The organism is Serratia sp. TSA_7, assembly GCF_052692135.1.
On the sequence record NZ_JBQZFU010000001.1, the window covers coordinates 471,543 to 487,900 of the forward strand.

Here is a 16,358-nt window from a genome sequence, read left to right on the forward strand (position 1 = left end):
GTTCGCAGGCGATAAAAATAAGGGGTAGATATTCTATACGCTCCATTATCGGGCTATCAACCTGAATTAACAGCCAATTAACATAACGACACAGTCAGGGCCGCCCTAAAAATATATCACTCTGGAGAATGAAATTATTACGAAAAGTATCTCCGCGTTTTTATTATTATCTTCAACAGTTACAAACCCATGAACACCAAATTTTAAAATCATTAAAATTCATAATCTTAAAAAACAATAAAGCCAGGTTATCGCACTGCAATTTTCAAGGGAAAATTCCCATTCGTTATTGCCTATTTATCCAATAGCCATTTTCACGCTGCAAGAATGAATATGGCTGCTATAATTATCCCCGTGACAAAAATAGGACAACGACCCACAAAGAGGATATCTGATATGAGTACCGCTAAACTGGTGAAAACGAAATCTTCTGATCTGCTTTACACCCGTAATGACATGGACGAAAAAACGAAGCTGGCCGCGATCAAAGCCCTGAACCATCAGGTGGTGCAGTTTATTGACCTGTCGTTGATCACCAAACAGGCGCACTGGAACATGCGTGGCGCCAATTTTATTGCCGTTCATGAAATGCTGGACGGGTTCCGCACCGCGATCACCGATCATCAGGATACTTTTGCCGAGCGCGTAGTGCAGCTGGGCGGCGTGGCACTGGGTACCGTGCAGGTGGTGAACGATAAAACCCCGCTGAAAAGCTATCCAACCAACATCCACAGCGTGCAGGAACATCTGAAAGCGCTGGCGGATCGCTATGGCGCAGTGGCGAACGACATTCGCAAGGCCATCTCCGAAGTGGAAGATGAAGATACTGCCGATATGTTCACTGCAGCATCACGCGATCTGGACAAGTTCCTGTGGTTTATCGAATCCAATATTGAATAAACCCGGGTAAAGGCTATCCCCCCACCCCGCATCGCGGGAATTAAACAGGCTGCGGACTTTATCCCGGCCTGTTTTTCTTTTTACGCCGCTTGAATTGCTCAAAAAAACGCCCATAGTAGACTTAATCAGGCAGCGATTGGCCGCGTTACGTACAGAAGAATACGGCGAAGACACCAAAGTGAGGTCACCATGGCAAACGGCTGGGCGGCGGATGGCGCCGTACAGGATCAGATCGACTCCACCGTTGATGACGCTGTACAGCGTGCACGGCATGCGCTGGGTCAAGGTGAGAGCGAGCATTATTGCCAGGAGTGCGGCGAAGAAATTCCGCCGGCACGCCGGCAAGCGTTAAAAGGCGTGCGTTATTGCCTGGTCTGCCAAACCGAACTGGACAAAAAACAAACTGACAGCGGCTTATATAACCGACGCGGAAGCAAAGACAGCCAATTGCGTTAAGAGGGTGAATGGTTAAGGGCACCAGGTCCCGCGACCATTTCCCGTACTTATCGAACATTCCTGCACCATATGCAACAACGATGCATCATAAAAGTTAGAGTTAGTTATCAATATTGAAGCGAAACTGTTAACTATCGGTTGTTTCACCCCCATTATTTGGTTAATGATAGGCCAGTGCACCAATGCGAGACCAAAAGCACCATTTTGGGGCCTCAATTTGGTGCATGACAATAATAATATGCCTTCAAAGCACAACATTGCATCACAACTCTTTGTTTTTATAGTAGTTGAAAACATGGCACGATTTTTTCATGGCACCAACTGCAATATAAAAAATGGGTAATCCGCAACCTGTACAGGAAATTCCTCACATGAAGTCAATTTTCAAAGTCTCCCTGGCCGCACTTTCGCTGGCTTTTGCCGTAAGCTCCCACGCAGCAGACAAACTGGTCGTCGCAACCGATACCGCATTCGTTCCCTTTGAATTCAAGCAAGGCGACAAATACGTTGGCTTCGATATCGACCTGTGGGCCGCGATCGCTAAAGAGCTGAAACTGGATTACACCCTGAAACCTATGGATTTCAGCGGCATCATCCCGGCGTTGCAAACTAAAAACATCGATTTGGCGCTGGCGGGTATCACCATCACCGAAGAACGTAAAAAAGCCATCGAGTTTTCCGACGGTTACTACAAAAGCGGTCTGTTGGTAATGGTGAATGCCAACGACGACAGCGTAAAAAGCGTGAAGGATCTGGACGGTAAAGTGGTGGCGGTGAAGAGCGGCACCGGCTCGGTGGATTACGCCAAGCAAAACATCAAAACCAAAGATCTGCGTCAGTTCCCGAACATCGATAACGCCTATATGGAACTGGGCACCAAGCGCGCTGACGCGGTACTGCACGACACGCCAAATATCCTGTACTTCATTAAAACTGCAGGCGCTGGCAAGTTCAAAACTGTCGGTGAATCACTGGAAGCCCAGCAATACGGCATCGCCTTCCCGAAAGGCAGTGACGAGCTGCGCGTGAAGGTGAACGGCGCGCTGAAAACGCTGCGCGACAACGGCACCTACAACGAAATCTACAAAAAATGGTTCGGTACTGAGCCTAAATAACGGGTGACGTCAGCCACTGTTTAACTTGAGCACGGGGGCTGTGCCTTAGCCCCTGCGCTTTGTTGTATCTGATTCCCAGCATTGGGATCATCGGGAGAAAATACCATGCAGTTCGACTGGAGCGCCATCTGGCCCGCCATCCCCATTTTGTTAGAAGGCGCCAAAATGACCCTGTGGATTTCGGTCCTCGGTCTGATTGGCGGCCTGATCATCGGCCTTGTCGCCGGCTTTGCCCGTACCTACGGCGGTTGGCTTGCCAACCATGTCGCCCTGGTGTTCATAGAAGTGATCCGCGGTACGCCGATCGTGGTACAGGTGATGTTTATCTACTTCGCCCTGCCAATGGCGTTCAGCGATTTACGCATAGACCCGTTCAGCGCGGCGGTGGTCACCATCATGATCAACTCCGGCGCCTACATTGCGGAAATTACTCGTGGCGCGGTGTTGTCGATCCACAACGGATTCCGCGAGGCGGGCCTGGCGTTGGGGCTGTCACGCCGCGAAACCATCCGCTACGTCATTATGCCGCTGGCGCTGCGCCGCATGCTGCCACCGCTGGGTAACCAGTGGATCATCAGCATTAAAGACACTTCGCTGTTCATCGTGATCGGCGTGGCGGAACTGACCCGTCAGGGCCAGGAAATTATTGCCGGTAACTTCCGTGCGCTGGAAATCTGGAGCGCCGTAGCGGTTATCTATCTGATCATCACCCTGGTGCTGAGCTTCGTTCTGCGTCGTCTGGAAAGAAGGATGAAAATCCTGTGATTGAATTTAAAAACGTCTCCAAGCATTTTGGCCAAACCCAAGTGCTGCACAATATCGACCTGCAAATTAACCAGGGTGAAGTGGTGGTGATTATCGGGCCTTCCGGCTCCGGCAAGTCCACGCTGCTGCGCTGCATCAACAAACTGGAAGAGATCACCAGCGGCGATCTGTTCGTCGATGGTCTGAAAGCCAACGATCCCAAGGTCGACGATCGCCTGATCCGTCAGGAAGCCGGCATGGTGTTCCAACAGTTTTACCTGTTCCCGCACCTGACGGCGCTGGAAAACGTCGCCTTTGGTCCGATCCGTGTACGCGGTCTGAAAAAGTCGGAAGCGGAAAAACTGGCACGTGAGCTGTTGGCCAAAGTGGGCCTGGCGGAACGCGCGCATCACTACCCTTCCGAACTGTCCGGCGGCCAGCAGCAGCGCGTGGCCATCGCCCGTGCGCTGGCGGTAAAACCGAAAATGATGCTGTTCGACGAACCTACATCGGCGCTTGACCCGGAACTTCGTCACGAAGTGCTGAAGGTTATGCAAGATCTGGCTGAAGAAGGCATGACCATGGTGATCGTGACTCACGAAGTCGGCTTTGCCGAAAAAGTGGCGTCGCGTCTGATCTTCATCGACAAGGGCCGTATAGCCGAAGACGGCAACCCGCACGATCTGATCAACTCGCCGCCAAGCCCGCGTCTGCAAGAGTTCCTGCAGCACGTCTCCTGATTTACCCTGCTCAACGGCGGGCCGCTTTCTGCGCCCGCCGTTTCCAACGATTCTTTCTTGAAAAGCGATCAATGCCTCGCCGCTTGGCGTAATCGATCCCTCGTGGGCACACGAGCTGCGGCAGTAGAATTGAAAGGAAAATGCGAAGTTTTATTGGCGCCGGTTAGCTGACCAGCGCCTGAGGAATTAACGCCAGCGTTCTGCCGCCCAGGCAGCCTGCTGCTCGGCGTCATGGAAGGTCCAGGCCACGAAACGGCTGATCTTTTGCCCCTGTGCCATCTCGATGGTGCGGACTTCCACCGCACCCGCCAGCTTCAGCGCGTGGTAAATGCTTGGCAGAGTCGTATTTTTGGAGATAAGCGAGGTAAACCACAGGCAGTTTTGCGCCTTGCCGACGCTCTCCTCCACCATCTTGCGCACGAAGGCTTCTTCACCGCCTTCACACCACAGTTCGTTATTCTTGCCGCCGAAGTTCTGTATCGGCTTGTCGGCCACTTCGCCTTTGCCCAGCTTGTGCAGTTTAAGGCGGGTGCTGGCGCGCGCTTCCTGTTCTGAACCGTGGAACGGCGGATTGCACAGCGTGGCGTCAAACTTCTCCGCCACGCCGATAATGCCGTTAAGGATAAACTCCGGCTGTTTTTGCAAACGCAGACGCACGCTGTTTCTCAGCGTCGAGTTCATCTCTACGATCATCTTGGCCGAATTGAGCGATACCGGGTCGATCTCCGAACCGGTAAACCGCCAACCGTACTCGCGCAGGCCGACGATCGGATAAATGCAGTTGGCGCCAATGCCCACGTCGAGGATCGCCACGCCTTTACCGCGCGGGATCTCGCCACCGTTGCTGGTGGCCAGCAGATCCGCCAGATGGTGCAGGTAATCGGCTCGCCCAGGGATCGGCGGGCAAAGGTAGTCGGCGGGAATATCCCAGTGTTCGATACCATAAAAATGTTGCAGCAAGGCACGGTTGAGCATTTTAACCGCCGCCGGATCGGCGAAATCTACCGAGATATCGCCCCAGGCATTCGGTTTGACGAACGGCTCCAACGCCGGGCAACTGGCGATCAGCGCCGGAAAATCATAGCGTGAGCGATGACGGTTACGCGGGTGCAGGCCGCTTTTCTGCTGCGGGAAGGTTTTCTTTTTTTCCACCGTGACGGGCTCTCTTTAAAGGCATTTCTGGCGCGTAAGATACCATAAAGCGACGCCAAACTTGCAGCCGACGAGAAACCCGTCAAAATAAAAGCTCGGTTAATCCACACCAGGTCGTTTATGAGCAGTGAGTCCCGTTATTACTATGAGCCCGCCGCAGGCCACGGTCTGCCGCACGATCCCCTGAACGCCATCGTCGGTCCGCGCCCCATCGGTTGGATCTCCTCGGTCGGCGCCAACGGCCAACGCAATTTGGCGCCTTACAGCTTCTTTAACTGTTTCAACTACCGCCCGCCCATCATCGGCTTTGCCAGCACCGGCTGGAAAGACAGCGTGGCGAACATCGTGGAAACCGGAGAGTTTGTCTGGAACCTGGCGACACGCCCGCTCGCCGAGGCCATGAACAACAGTTCCGCCAGCCTGGCGCGCGGCGAAGATGAATTTGCCTTTGCCGGCGTAACGCCGCTGCCCGGTCGGCGCGTGAAGGCCGAGCGCGTAGCGGAAAGCCCGGTAAACTTTGAATGCCGCCTGACGCAGTGCATTCAGTTGCAAAGCGCCGCCGGCGAGAAGGTGGAAACCTGGCTGGTGCTGGGCGAAGTGGTCGCGGTGCATATCGACCCCGCGTTGCTGGACGAGCATGGCGTTTATCAAACCGCCGCAGCCGAACCTATCCTGCGCGCCGGCGGCCCGAGCGCCTACTATGGCATTTCGGAACAACACCGTTTCGATCTGCTGCGCCCGGATGCCCTGAAGCGCTGAACAAGCCCCCTCGTTCTCCCTCGGGAGAATGAGGGGGGAATTAACAATCAAAAAATCTGAAAAAGATTATCAATACTCTCCGATTTCATCCTGCCTGTCACTGCGTAATAATCACTCCATCGAAAGGCAACTCCCTTTCTCCCTTACAAACTTGACAGGAATGACTCTCATGAAAAACATCAAAACTTTTGCTGCTGCTATCGCTCTGGCTACCGTATCTTTCACTTCTTTTGCCGCTGAACACGTCAGCGCACAAGACGCCGCCCAATTCGAAAAAGCCGGCGTGATCACCGCCAGCGGCGCTACCGACCTGAGCAGCCTGAAAGCTCAGTTGGCAGCCAAAGCCGATGCGGCCGGCGCCAAAGCCTTTACCATTACCTCTACCAGCGGTAATAACCTGATGCATGCCACTGCGGTCATCTACAACTAATCATTTGTTGCAGATAAAAAAAAGCCCGCCGATACGCGCTATCGGCGGGCTTTTTTCAATGGGTTGTCAGCCCAGGCGAGCGTTAATCGCCGCAGCGAAATCACGGCACATCTGCTCGTCGCCCCCGGCGTTATCCGCCAGCACCTTATCGCCATCCACCACCCGGATATGCGCCGCCAGGTCGAAATCAGCCGCCGGCTGCGGCCGGGCGGCAGCATCGGCAATGGTCTGCCGCGCCTCCTGCCATGCCTGCGCTACCGTCTGGTTACAAGCCTGCGCCAGGTAGTCCGGGTTAAAACCTTCGCCGGTCAGGCTGCGCAGCGTATCGTCGTGGCTGACGCCGTTGCCCGGTAACCAGTAGTGGCGTGCCAGATCCGGGCCAATCGCCGGGTTGTCGGTGAGATAACCGTCGCGCTGCAGGAAGAATTGGCGCGTCTGCTCGACCGCCATCAACGCCAGCAGATAGCCCTGATAGGAACAAGCCGACTCCAATGACAACAGATGCGGGATCGCCAGCGTCGGGCGCGGGCTGCCGCTGATACCCAATATTTTGCTTTCTACCTCGCGCGCCAGCGCGGTAATCGCCTCCGGCGTACGTTGTTCATCCTCCCACTGGTACAGCGCCCATTCAAAGTAAGGCACCAGCAAGATATGACGCTCGTTGAAGGCCCGCATCGGTTGGCGTGCTGCGATACTGGCCTCAATCAGCGCATCCGGCACCGGTTCGCCGGCGGCGTTCTTCGCATAACGTTTCAGCCAATCGGCGTCGTCCAGCAGGCTGTCGCAAAACATCGACTGGGTTTCGGCATAGGCCATTGACGTCGGCGGAAACTCCTGAGAGAAGCAGGGTGCGTTCTGACAAATATTGGCAAAGTGCGCGGCGTGGCCGCCCTCGTGGAACAGGGTGTTCAGGCCATGAGCGCCGCTGCCTACCTGATCCGGCTGCGCCAGGCTGGTAAAGTTAATCCGCGCCGGCAGCCATTTGCCCTGCTGGATAAACGGCGGTACCGGCCCGTGCATAAAGCCGTTTTCATACTTGCCTGGGCGCACCAGCAGATCGAGATCCATCTGCGCGCCGCGAAAACCGATGTGCAGCCGTTTGAAACTGTTGATCCAACGTTCCAGCGACTGAGCAAACGGGAAATAGGGATCCAGTTGGCGGGTCACGTCACCGGCGCTGGCATAACGCAGGTTCCAGGGTTCCAGCGCCTGCGCGCCCTTCTCCGCCGCCAGCTGTTGCAAGCTGCGTGAATTGGCCTCCCGGGTCTGCTGCTCGAAACGATCGAGGATGGCGAACAGCTGTTCCGGCGTCATGCGCTCGGTTTTGTTCACCTTGTAGTCGAAATAGTTGCGAAAACCCATCTGGCGCGCAAAACGGTTTCGCAGGCTAATCAGCTCCGGCAGGCCGTTGTGCAGCAGCCACTGTTCCAGCTCGCGCAGCGCGTCTTGCGAGCTGCGGCGGCAGTCTTCGTTTTCATTGGTAGCCTGATTGGTCAACAGCTCGCCGAGCGAAGCATTCACCCGTTGCCCTGCGGCATTCAGGTGGCTGACCGGGTTGGCCTTGCGCCGGGTATAAAGGTCCGCCTCGGCGCTGATGATCTGATCCAGCAGCGTTTGCGCCTGCGCATCTTCAATCGCGTTGCAGTCGAAGAAACGCAGCCAACCGTTCAACCCATGTTGCAGCGCATCACGCTGCGCATCCTGCGGCAAGATCTCCAGCCCGGCCAGCAGCCGGCGAATTTCAGCCAGCCGACGCGGTTCGCCGATAAAGCGCTTGTAGGCGCTTTCCGCCGCCGAGAAGCGCGCCGAAACCTCATCGCCGCCGGTGCCCATATAGTTCTGCCAGAACAGATCTTCTTTGGCGCGGTGAACGTCGAGGTAGTCCTGATTCAATTGATTGAAGTAATCGAGTGCCTGTTGCATAACCATCCTTTCGGCCAATATGCGTGATGTTCCAGTATAGCCAAGGGATTTACGCGCTGCGTAAACGCGCCAACCCTTGTTCCAGGCTGTCAACTTCACCGGCGGCCAGCAGACAGCAGGCAATCTGGCGCTGGATCGCCAGCGGAATAGCCACCTCCCCCGCCAGGCAGCGTTCGGTCCAGCGCGCGGTGGTTTCGGCATCCTTCGCCGCCGGCAGCTCCGGCGTCTCGTCCTGTGCCGGCCGCTCCAGCAGCACCTGCTGTTCGCCGTCGACGATGTAATGGATCTGCGGGCAGCGCTGCGGGTTGGCGTAGGCTTCCCCTTCGGTACCGTGCATCAGCAGCCCGCGGGCGCCAATCTGGCGAAAGAAGGATGCCACGCGGCCGACATATTCCGGATGCGACACGCTGGCGATGCGCAGCACATCCTGCTCGCCGAAGGGCGTCGCCAGTTTGGCCAGCGTATGGGCGCTGTTACGCACCCCCATGCGCCAGCGCAGGCCAAGCTGCCTGTCCAGCGGGGCGGATAAGGCGCCGACCGGGATAAATACCGTTTCGCCGTTGTCCAGACGTTGCTGAGCATGCGCGGCATCTTGCGACCAGGGCAGGCCCAGCGCACGGAAGGTTTCCGCGCTGGTAACGCGGGTGCTGTCATCCAGCACGCCGTGTACCACCACCGGCAGGCCGACACGCGTCAGCAACAACGCCAGCAGCGGCGTCAGATTAGCCTGTTTGCGCGCGCCGTTGTAACTGGGCAACACCACCGGCATCGGTCGCCCCCGCGGCGCCTGCAGGCGCATCACCTGCTGTTGCATCGCCTGGTAAAAGCCCAGCATTTCCTCTTCGGCTTCCCCTTTAATGCGCATGGCGATCAGAATGCCGCCCAACGCCAGTTCACCCACCTCGTCGGCCAGCATCTTTTGATAAAGCTGAAAGGCGGTTTCCCGGTCCAGATCGCGCGCGTGGTTCTTCCCACGGCCTATTTCTTTGATAATTTTGGTGTAATCCATCGCCTGCGTCCCCTGATTCAGTCTGGGATTAGCATACCCTATCCACGCCGCCGCTCAACCTCATCCGCCAACCGCTGCTGGTCGGCGTTACCGGCGCGCAGGCCGGCGATCACGCCGTCGACGTCATCAGGGCTACGGTTCTGGCTCATCTTCCATTTGCCCTCGCGCCGGGTCACGGCGATTTCGATACCGACAATCCCCTTGATCTGCGCGGCGATATAATTCGCCGGGGCATCGTCAACCCGCCAGGGTTCAGGCTGCCGGCCTTCCTGCAACGCCGTTAACCCTTCCAGTTGCCGGCGCAACCAGTCTGCATCTTCGGTTACCCTGGGTACGCCATATAGCTGCACCAGACTGTAATCCCAGGTCGGCACCACCTTGCCGGTCCGGCGTTTGGTTTCGTACCAGCCCGGCGAGATATAGCCATCAACGCCCTGAAACACCACCAGACATTCCTGCACCGCCTGTAACCCTTGCCAGTGGCGATTGGCGCGTGACAGGTGCGCCCGCAAGCAGAGGTTTCCCTGCTCGTCGGCATCAATCAAAAACGGCAGCGGATCCGCCACCAGCCCTTGCTCACCCTGGCTGATCAGCATGCCCAGCGGGTTGGCGCGCACCAGCGCAATTTGGGCTTCCAGGTCATCTTCACGGAATGCGGCAGGTTGATACATGCGTTTGGCTCCTTTGACGTCAAGCAGAAGCCACCAGCAATAACACCCGCCGGCGGTTTGCTAAAGAGCCAGTTTACGCTGTTGTTGGATGATCCACCTCAGCAACACAAAGGCCACCCCCATCGCCGACAGGTTGTAGATCATGGCGCCGGCAAATGCCTGCCCATAACGATCCGCTCCGCCGCCCGCAGCCAACAGCGGGACAAAAAATGCGCCGCTGGCGGCGATGCCCAGTGCGCCGCCCACCTGCTGCACGGTGGAAATCACCCCGGCGGCCATGCCCGCCTGCTGTTCCTTTACCAGCCCGAGCACCAGATTAAGCAACGGCGTCATGCTCAGTGCCTGTCCAAACCCCAGTATCACCAACCCCGGCAGCAGCCAGAGTGGAGCCGCCAGCGCCGTTCCCCACAGCACCTGCACCACCAACAACGCCATCCCGGCGGCGTAAACTGCCACGCCACCGGCCAAGACGCCGTTGCCCCAGCGCTGCGCCAGCGTTGGCGCCAGAAACGAGGCCAGCATAAAGGCCACGCTGGCGGGCGCGAACAGGCTGCCTGCCTGAAACGGCGTCAGGCCAATCCCCGCCTGCAACAACAGCGCAAAACACAGGAAGAACGAGGAAGCGGTAGAGTAAATCGCCAGCACCACCGCGACCCCAGGGCCAAAGCTTCCCTGCCGGAACAGCGCAGGATCGAGTACCGCATCTCCGGTATGCAGCGCCAACCGGCGCTCCCAACGCACAAAAAACCAGAGTACCGACACCGCCAACGCCAGTGCCGGCCACACCCACCAGGGCCAGCCGCGCGACGGCCCTTCCAGCAATGGCACTAGCAGCAACAACAAGCCCGCTGCGGCCAGCAGCAGGCCGACGCCATCCAGCCGCTGCGCCTGCTCGAGGCGCGATTCGGGAATGCGCCGCGCCGCCAGCAAAGCCAGCACGCCAATCGGCAGGTTGATCAGGAAAATCATGCGCCAGCCACTGCCGAAAATATCAGCCTCGATAATGAACCCACCGAGGATCTGACCGAAAATCGCCGCCAGCCCCAGCGTCATACCCAGCCAGGCAAAGGCGCGCCGCCGCTGTTGCGGGCCGTACAGCACGCGCAGCAGCGCATAAATCTGCGGGAACAGCAGCGCCGCCGCCGCCCCTTGCAGAAAACGCGCCGCGATCAGCATGCCGAGCGACGTAGCCATGCCGCACAGCGCCGAAGTCAGGGTAAAGCCCAGCATGCCCAGGCTGAACATCCGGCGACGGCCAAAACGATCGCCCAAACGCCCGCCGGCTATCAACAACACGCCGAAAGCCAGCTCATAGCCGGCAATAATCAGCCCCACGCCGGCAAAATCGGCGGCGAACTGCTGCTGGACAACCGGTGCCGCCACGTTCACGACAAACAGGTCAAACACCGTCACGAATCCGCCCAACAACAACACCGGCAACCCAGGCAAGCCCCGATCGCCGCAAGATAATGACTGTTCCATAACACCTCCGAGATTAGGATGGCGGCAGTATGGAACATGTCTTAAACTGTTACTATATAGCCATTTATACTATTACTGAAAACAACAGGACAGCCGTATGCCGCCACGTACCCTCAATAGAACCCGTCAGGATCTGGCGGACTTTCTGCGTCAGAAGCGCGAGAAACTGTCGCCGCAGGCTGTAGGCTTGCCGAGCGGTAACCGACGCCGTACGCCGGGGCTGCGGCGCGAAGAGGTTGCGGCGTTGGCGGGCGTGGGCCTCACCTGGTACACCTGGCTGGAACAAGGGCGGGAAATCAACGCTTCGGTGGATTTTCTGGAAAATCTGGCGCGGGTGTTAAAGCTGGATGCGACCGCACGATACCATCTGTTTTTGCTGGCGCATCAGCGCCCGCCGGTACCGGTCGGCCATCAGTGGTGCCAGGTTTCACCGCTGGTGCGCCGCCTGCTGGACGACCTGCAGTTGCGCCCGGCTTACGTGATGAACCTGAGTTGGGACATCATCGCCTGGAATCCGGCGGCGGAAAAGCTGTTCGCCATCGGCGATCGTCCGGCGGAGCAGCGCAACATGCTGTGGATGCTGTTCGCCGATCCGCAGCTCAACCAACGGCTGGTGGAGTGGCAGGCGCAGGCGCCGCAAATCCTCGCCAGCTTTCGCCGCGACTATGCCCGCGCGCCCGATGACGCCACCATGCAGCAACGGATACAGGCGCTGGAGCAGGTATCGCCGCAGTTCCGCCAGCTGTGGCAGCAGCATGACATTCACGGCCGTTGCCAGGGGCAACGCACCTTCAACGTGCCGGGTGCCGGTCAGGTGACCTTTGAGCACGCGTCGTTTATCGTCGATGAGGAAAATCATTTGCGGCTGGTGATGTACAGCGCGCTGGCGCAATGCCCGGCCAGCGCGGCGTTTGAGGCGTTGTTGCAGGCGTGAAGCTATTTGCGGCTGTCAAAGATCAGCTTGCAGGCCAACCCGGCGAACACGCCGCTCAGCAGGTAGTTCGGCCAGCGTGCGCTGAAGCGGCGGCCGACAAAGCGGCTTTTCATGCCGCTGACCGCCAGGATCACCCCGCCGTTAATCAGCAGGCCCACCAGATTCAGTACCGTCGCCAGCAGCAGCATCTGCACCACCACTGAACCGGCATGCGGATCGAGAAACTGCGGGAACAGCGCCAGAACGAACAGCGCCATTTTCGGATTGAGCAGGTTGGTGAACAGCCCCTGGCGGAAAATTCGCGCTGTCGGCACAGCCGCTAATCCGGCAGATGCCTGTAAACTGCTGCCCAATCGCAGCGTTTTCCACGCCAGATACAGCAAATAAGCCGCACCCAACAATCTCACCGCATCATAGGCCAGCGGCACCGCGACAAACAGCTGCGACAGGCCCAACGCCGCCGCCAATGCGTGGCAGTAAGTGCCGAGCTGGATCCCCGCCAGTGACGCGAAACCGGCGCGACGCCCCTGGCTGACGCTGCGCGAAGCGATTAGCAGCATATCCGGGCCTGGAGTTAGCGTTAACGCCAGACAGGCGCCGGAAAACAATAAAAGCGTGGAAGCATCAACCATAAATCACCTGAGCGGAACGTGGCGGGAGCGAAGCTTTATCATAGCCACGCCATCGGCTTTTACCAGCGCCAAATCATTGCCATGGCGCCTTGGGCAGGAAGTCCGCCAACAGAGCGTCGATCGCCACCCGCACCCTCAGCGGCATCGCGGTGCCCTTCAACCAGACGACGTTAATCGCCAGCCCCGGCCCACAGCTGCCTGGCAGGATTTCCCGCAGCGTCCCCGCCGTCAGCGCGTCGTGCGCCAGCCAGCGCGGCAACATGGCAATGCCGTGCCCGGCGCAGGCGGCACTCAGCACCGCCTCCATATTCCCCAACCGCAGGCGGGCCGGCGGTTGCAGCCGCTGAGTTTTCCCCTGCGGGTCCAGCAATTCCCAGGGCTGGCTATGCCCGTCACGCAGCATGGCAATCGCCTGATGCTGCAACAGCTCCGCCACCGCGCCAGGCTCGCGCTGCCGCGCCAGATAGATAGGTGCGGCGCAAAGTATCTGCTTCTGTTCCCCCAACTGGCGCGCGGTGATGGCCGCCGCATCGCCGGGCGAACCGATGCGCACGGCCAGATCGATGCCCTCTTCCGCCAGATCTGACGCCCGATTGGAAAACAGCGCTTCGAGATGCAACTGCGGGTAGCGGTCCGTCAGCGCCAACAGCGGCGGCAACACCCATTTTTGGCCGAACAGCACCGGCAGCGATACCCGCAACCGTCCTTCCGGCGTGCGGGCGCGGGCTGCCAGTTGGCTTTCCGCCGCTTCCAGCGCCGCCAGCGCTTTAAGGCAATCGTCATAAAACAGCTGCCCTTCGTCAGTCAGCGACAAACTGCGCGTGGTGCGCTGAAACAATCGCACCTGCAACCGCTGCTCCAACCGGGCCACCGCTTTACCCACGGTTGAACGGGAAAGCCCGAGCTGTTCCGCCGCGCGGCTAAAACCGCCGGCCTGAACAGCCTGCACAAAGGCGCGGATCGCATGTAATCGTTCGCTGGAGATCATGATGGCTGCCCTATTGGCGATATTAATTCGCTTATTAAACGATGAAACGCCGCCACTGGCTACTCTCTGCGCTGAGTAAACTGAACGCATTATTTTCAGCCGAGGAAAGCCCATGAGCGAACGCAGCGAAGTCCTGACCGAAGCCGGCACACCCCGCCTGTGGCGATTGCTGATCGGCATCAGCATCGCCAGCTTTTTGGGCTGTATCGATTTCACTATCGTCAATACCACAATCCCGGCCATTCAGCGCGAGCTGGCGGCCAGCCTGAGCCGCGTGCAGTGGGTAATGGCGCTGTTCGTGATGGCACTGTGCGCCTTTATGGTCAGCGCAGGGCGGCTGGCAGATTTGTACGGGCGCCGTCGGGTGCTGTACAGCGGGATGCTGGTGTTCGCCGGCGCGTCGCTGGGCGCCGGGCTGGCGGGCAGCATTGAGCTGCTCAATGTCTGGCGCTTCGTACAGGGTGCGGCCTGCGCCGTGTTGTACACCGCCACCACCTCGATCGTCGCCGATGCCTGGCCGCCGCAGCAGCGCGGTCGCGCCATCGGTATTTTACTGGCGGTGAACGGACTGGGCCTGGCGATCGGCCCGGTTGCCGGTGGCCTGTTGGTCGGCTCGCTGGGCTGGCGCTGGGTGTTTCTGTTGAACGTGCCGTTGATCGCGCTGAGTTTCGCGTTCTGTCTGGGAACGGTGCGGGAGTCTCGCGCACAGCAAGGCGCACGGCTGGATATTCCCGGTCTGTTGCTGTTGATCGTCTGATCGTCGGCGTCGCCGGGCTGTTGCTGGCCATCAGCCAGGGCGGCCAGTGGGATTGGCTGGATACCAAGACCCTGCTGACAACCGCGTTGGCGGTGGCCGCGCTGGGCCTGTTGTTGCCGGTCGAGCGCCGGGCGCATTCACCCTTGGTGCCGCTGGAATTGCTGCGAAGCCCAGCCTTACTGCGCGTCTGCCTGCTGAGCGCGCTGCTGGCCTTCTTCTACTGCGCCGCTTTTTTCCTGATGCCGGTCTATCTGGAAAGCACCCGCCACTACGGGGGCGTAATGCTGGGTTTATTGCTGTTGCCCACCACGGCAGTGATGGCGTTCATCTCGCCCTGGGTGGGTCGATGGGTGGATAAATCCGGCCCACGACCGGCGTTGATCCTCGGCTTTGCGGCGCTGGCCTCCTCCGCCGCGCTGCAAAGCCTGTTTACCGCCGCCAGCCCGTTGTCGCTGCTCCTCAGCGCCTTCGCTCTGATGGGGCTGGGTTGGGGTTGCATTCTCGGCCCGCTGGTGATGGCTACGCTCGGCAGCGTCAACGAAGCGCAAAGCGGCGGCGCGCTGGGCATCACCTGGACGCTGCACAACCTGGGCGGCGCGGTAGGTCTGGCACTGGCTGCGTTGATTTACCCGGCCTACGGCTACCGGGCGGTGATGTTGTTACTACTGACGTTGTCACTGTTCGGATGCCTGCTTGCCGCCTGGCGTAGCCGTTAATTTCACCTTGCGTTCTCCCAGCAGGTTCATGCCCGCAGCCGCCAACAGGATAATCGCGGCGCCGGCAACCTGCAGCGCGACCAGCCGATGACCGAACGCCAGCCGGTCCACCAGCATGGCGGCGATCGGATAAATGAACGACAGCGATCCGATCAGGTTGGTCGGCAGTTTTTGGATCGCGCCGTACAGCAGCACATACATCAACCCGGTATGCAGCACCCCAAGCGTGGCCAACATGCCCCATTGCCCGGCCGTCGCCGGCGCGTGGAAATCCACCAACGGCAACAGCATCACCACGCCGACCGTCACCTGAATCAGTGCAATCAGATGCGGCGGCGTGCCTTTCAGCCGTTTAGCCGCTAACGCCATCAGCGCATAGAAAAATGCCGCTCCAAGCGACAACAAAATGCCCATCAGGTAGTTGCTCTGCTCGCCCGCCTGTTTGGGCTGTGCCAGCACCACCAGCATCATGCCGACAAACGCCAAGGTCAGCCACAGCAGCTTGCGGGCGGTGAGTTTCTCGCCGAGAAACAGCGCGCCCAACGCGACCAACATAAACGGCTGAGTGTTGTACACCGCAGTGGCAATGGAAATAGACGCATAAGAATAGGCGGCAAACAGCAGCAGCCAGTTGATCACCAGCGCCACGCCACCGGCTACCGCCAGCAACAAAGTCACGCGCGTCAGGCAATCGCGCCGCAGTTGGCCCAGCGCTCCGCAGATAGCCAGCAACACCGGCGCGCCCACCGCACAGCGCCAGAACACCACATTGATCACCGGCTGGCCGGACATCAGTACGAACCAGCTAATAGTGCCGGAAATCAGCATTGCGGCGATCATCTCCAGCGAACCGCGCTTTATCTCTGCATTCATGGTTATTTCCTCAAGGTTAAGCCTATGCCCTTAGCTTGAGGTTTTTCCACACAGGTTTCCATCGCATAAAAAAGGCA

The 16,358-nt window shown here is 58.7% G+C and carries 18 protein-coding genes; 10 read left to right on the forward strand and 8 right to left on the reverse strand.

The window, feature by feature from the left end; translation table 11 throughout:
- Positions 1-396: 396 nt before the first annotated feature.
- From dps to glnQ, 5 genes are all read left to right on the forward strand, one after another.
- Positions 397-900, forward strand: coding sequence for a DNA starvation/stationary phase protection protein Dps (gene dps / locus ACUTQW_RS02270; protein WP_006324338.1), 504 nt, complete (start codon positions 397-399; stop codon positions 898-900).
- Positions 901-1,089: 189 nt separating this feature from the next.
- Entirely contained in the window at positions 1,090-1,356 is a 267-nt protein-coding gene (locus ACUTQW_RS02275) for a DksA/TraR family C4-type zinc finger protein (protein ID WP_006324337.1), read from the forward strand.
- A 371-nt stretch (positions 1,357-1,727) separates the two neighbouring features.
- Complete coding sequence (glnH, locus tag ACUTQW_RS02280) at positions 1,728-2,471, forward strand: glutamine ABC transporter substrate-binding protein GlnH (RefSeq protein ID WP_006324335.1); 744 nt, start codon at positions 1,728-1,730, stop codon at positions 2,469-2,471.
- A 105-nt stretch (positions 2,472-2,576) separates the two neighbouring features.
- Positions 2,577-3,236, forward strand: a complete 660-nt coding sequence (glnP, locus tag ACUTQW_RS02285; RefSeq protein WP_006324334.1) for a glutamine ABC transporter permease GlnP — start codon at positions 2,577-2,579, stop codon at positions 3,234-3,236.
- Entirely contained in the window at positions 3,233-3,955 is a 723-nt protein-coding gene (gene glnQ, locus ACUTQW_RS02290) for a glutamine ABC transporter ATP-binding protein GlnQ (RefSeq protein WP_004942230.1), read from the forward strand. Before glnP ends, glnQ begins: the two co-directional genes overlap by 4 nt.
- Positions 3,956-4,141: 186 nt before the next feature.
- Here the strand turns inward: glnQ and rlmF are convergent, their stop codons facing one another.
- Positions 4,142-5,107: a 23S rRNA (adenine(1618)-N(6))-methyltransferase RlmF gene (gene rlmF, locus ACUTQW_RS02295; RefSeq protein WP_006324333.1), complete on the reverse strand. Its 966-nt coding sequence runs from the start codon at positions 5,105-5,107 to the stop codon at positions 4,142-4,144.
- Between the two features lie 120 nt (positions 5,108-5,227).
- Between rlmF and ACUTQW_RS02300 the strand changes: the two genes are divergently transcribed.
- Complete coding sequence (locus ACUTQW_RS02300) at positions 5,228-5,866, forward strand: flavin reductase family protein (RefSeq protein WP_004942223.1); 639 nt, start codon at positions 5,228-5,230, stop codon at positions 5,864-5,866.
- Between the two features lie 169 nt (positions 5,867-6,035).
- The gene (bhsA, locus tag ACUTQW_RS02305; protein WP_004942221.1) at positions 6,036-6,296 is read left to right on the forward strand and encodes a multiple stress resistance protein BhsA; all 261 of its coding nucleotides are present in this window, start codon (positions 6,036-6,038) and stop codon (positions 6,294-6,296) included.
- 66 nt (positions 6,297-6,362) lie between these two features.
- On the opposite strand, the gene ACUTQW_RS02310 is transcribed toward bhsA, so the two are convergent.
- The 4 genes from ACUTQW_RS02310 to ACUTQW_RS02325 are packed head-to-tail and all read right to left on the reverse strand — an operon-like array spanning position 6,363 to position 11,381.
- Positions 6,363-8,219 (reverse strand): M3 family metallopeptidase, encoded by a 1,857-nt coding sequence (locus tag ACUTQW_RS02310; protein ID WP_006324329.1) that lies wholly within the window; start codon positions 8,217-8,219, stop codon positions 6,363-6,365.
- A 49-nt stretch (positions 8,220-8,268) separates the two neighbouring features.
- Positions 8,269-9,228, reverse strand: a complete 960-nt coding sequence (gene ybiB / locus ACUTQW_RS02315; RefSeq protein ID WP_006324328.1) for a DNA-binding protein YbiB — start codon at positions 9,226-9,228, stop codon at positions 8,269-8,271.
- A gap of 38 nt (positions 9,229-9,266) precedes the next feature.
- Positions 9,267-9,899: an FMN-binding negative transcriptional regulator gene (locus tag ACUTQW_RS02320; protein WP_006324327.1), complete on the reverse strand. Its 633-nt coding sequence runs from the start codon at positions 9,897-9,899 to the stop codon at positions 9,267-9,269.
- A gap of 60 nt (positions 9,900-9,959) precedes the next feature.
- Positions 9,960-11,381 (reverse strand): MFS transporter, encoded by a 1,422-nt coding sequence (locus tag ACUTQW_RS02325; protein ID WP_037432490.1) that lies wholly within the window; start codon positions 11,379-11,381, stop codon positions 9,960-9,962.
- 97 nt (positions 11,382-11,478) lie between these two features.
- On the opposite strand from ACUTQW_RS02325, the gene ACUTQW_RS02330 reads away from it, so the two are divergent.
- Entirely contained in the window at positions 11,479-12,315 is an 837-nt protein-coding gene (locus ACUTQW_RS02330; RefSeq protein WP_006324325.1) for a helix-turn-helix transcriptional regulator, read from the forward strand.
- Between the two features lie 2 nt (positions 12,316-12,317).
- Here ACUTQW_RS02330 and ACUTQW_RS02335 read toward each other — a convergent pair whose 3' ends face one another.
- Both ACUTQW_RS02335 and ACUTQW_RS02340 read right to left on the reverse strand, forming a co-directional pair.
- Positions 12,318-12,947, reverse strand: a complete 630-nt coding sequence (locus ACUTQW_RS02335) for a LysE family translocator (protein ID WP_006324324.1) — start codon at positions 12,945-12,947, stop codon at positions 12,318-12,320.
- 73 nt (positions 12,948-13,020) lie between these two features.
- Positions 13,021-13,935, reverse strand: a complete 915-nt coding sequence (locus ACUTQW_RS02340; protein WP_006324323.1) for a LysR family transcriptional regulator — start codon at positions 13,933-13,935, stop codon at positions 13,021-13,023.
- Between the two features lie 112 nt (positions 13,936-14,047).
- Between ACUTQW_RS02340 and ACUTQW_RS02345 the strand changes: the two genes are divergently transcribed.
- Together ACUTQW_RS02345 and ACUTQW_RS02350 are read left to right on the forward strand one after the other, a co-directional pair.
- Positions 14,048-14,692, forward strand: a complete 645-nt coding sequence (locus ACUTQW_RS02345) for an MFS transporter (RefSeq protein WP_445654794.1) — start codon at positions 14,048-14,050, stop codon at positions 14,690-14,692.
- Positions 14,693-14,712: 20 nt separating this feature from the next.
- Positions 14,713-15,408 (forward strand): MFS transporter, encoded by a 696-nt coding sequence (locus ACUTQW_RS02350; protein WP_445654795.1) that lies wholly within the window; start codon positions 14,713-14,715, stop codon positions 15,406-15,408.
- On the opposite strand, the gene ACUTQW_RS02355 is transcribed toward ACUTQW_RS02350, so the two are convergent.
- Positions 15,367-16,281 carry a DMT family transporter gene (locus ACUTQW_RS02355; RefSeq protein WP_020438719.1) on the reverse strand — a complete coding sequence of 305 codons (915 nt, stop codon included), beginning with the start codon at positions 16,279-16,281 and terminating at the stop codon, positions 15,367-15,369. The two genes, ACUTQW_RS02350 and ACUTQW_RS02355, sit on opposite strands and share 42 nt — an antisense overlap.
- Between the last annotated feature and the right edge of the window lie 77 nt (positions 16,282-16,358).

Excerpts from the sequence above, each read along its gene's own strand:
- ACUTQW_RS02345 (WP_445654794.1), top strand. The coding sequence starts at position 14,048 with ATGAGCGAACGCAGCGAAGTCCTGACCGAAGCCGGCACACCCCGCCTG.
- ACUTQW_RS02320 (WP_006324327.1), bottom strand. The coding sequence starts at position 9,899 with ATGTATCAACCTGCCGCATTCCGTGAAGATGACCTGGAAGCCCAAATT.
- ACUTQW_RS02310 (WP_006324329.1), bottom strand. The coding sequence starts at position 8,219 with ATGCAACAGGCACTCGATTACTTCAATCAATTGAATCAGGACTACCTC.
- bhsA (WP_004942221.1), top strand. The coding sequence starts at position 6,036 with ATGAAAAACATCAAAACTTTTGCTGCTGCTATCGCTCTGGCTACCGTA.
- dps (WP_006324338.1), top strand. The coding sequence starts at position 397 with ATGAGTACCGCTAAACTGGTGAAAACGAAATCTTCTGATCTGCTTTAC.
- ybiB (WP_006324328.1), bottom strand. The coding sequence starts at position 9,228 with ATGGATTACACCAAAATTATCAAAGAAATAGGCCGTGGGAAGAACCAC.
- ACUTQW_RS02325 (WP_037432490.1), bottom strand. The coding sequence starts at position 11,381 with ATGGAACAGTCATTATCTTGCGGCGATCGGGGCTTGCCTGGGTTGCCG.
- ACUTQW_RS02330 (WP_006324325.1), top strand. The coding sequence starts at position 11,479 with ATGCCGCCACGTACCCTCAATAGAACCCGTCAGGATCTGGCGGACTTT.
- ACUTQW_RS02335 (WP_006324324.1), bottom strand. The coding sequence starts at position 12,947 with ATGGTTGATGCTTCCACGCTTTTATTGTTTTCCGGCGCCTGTCTGGCG.
- ACUTQW_RS02300 (WP_004942223.1), top strand. The coding sequence starts at position 5,228 with ATGAGCAGTGAGTCCCGTTATTACTATGAGCCCGCCGCAGGCCACGGT.
- glnP (WP_006324334.1), top strand. The coding sequence starts at position 2,577 with ATGCAGTTCGACTGGAGCGCCATCTGGCCCGCCATCCCCATTTTGTTA.
- glnH (WP_006324335.1), top strand. The coding sequence starts at position 1,728 with ATGAAGTCAATTTTCAAAGTCTCCCTGGCCGCACTTTCGCTGGCTTTT.
- ACUTQW_RS02275 (WP_006324337.1), top strand. The coding sequence starts at position 1,090 with ATGGCAAACGGCTGGGCGGCGGATGGCGCCGTACAGGATCAGATCGAC.
- ACUTQW_RS02340 (WP_006324323.1), bottom strand. The coding sequence starts at position 13,935 with ATGATCTCCAGCGAACGATTACATGCGATCCGCGCCTTTGTGCAGGCT.
- ACUTQW_RS02355 (WP_020438719.1), bottom strand. The coding sequence starts at position 16,281 with ATGAATGCAGAGATAAAGCGCGGTTCGCTGGAGATGATCGCCGCAATG.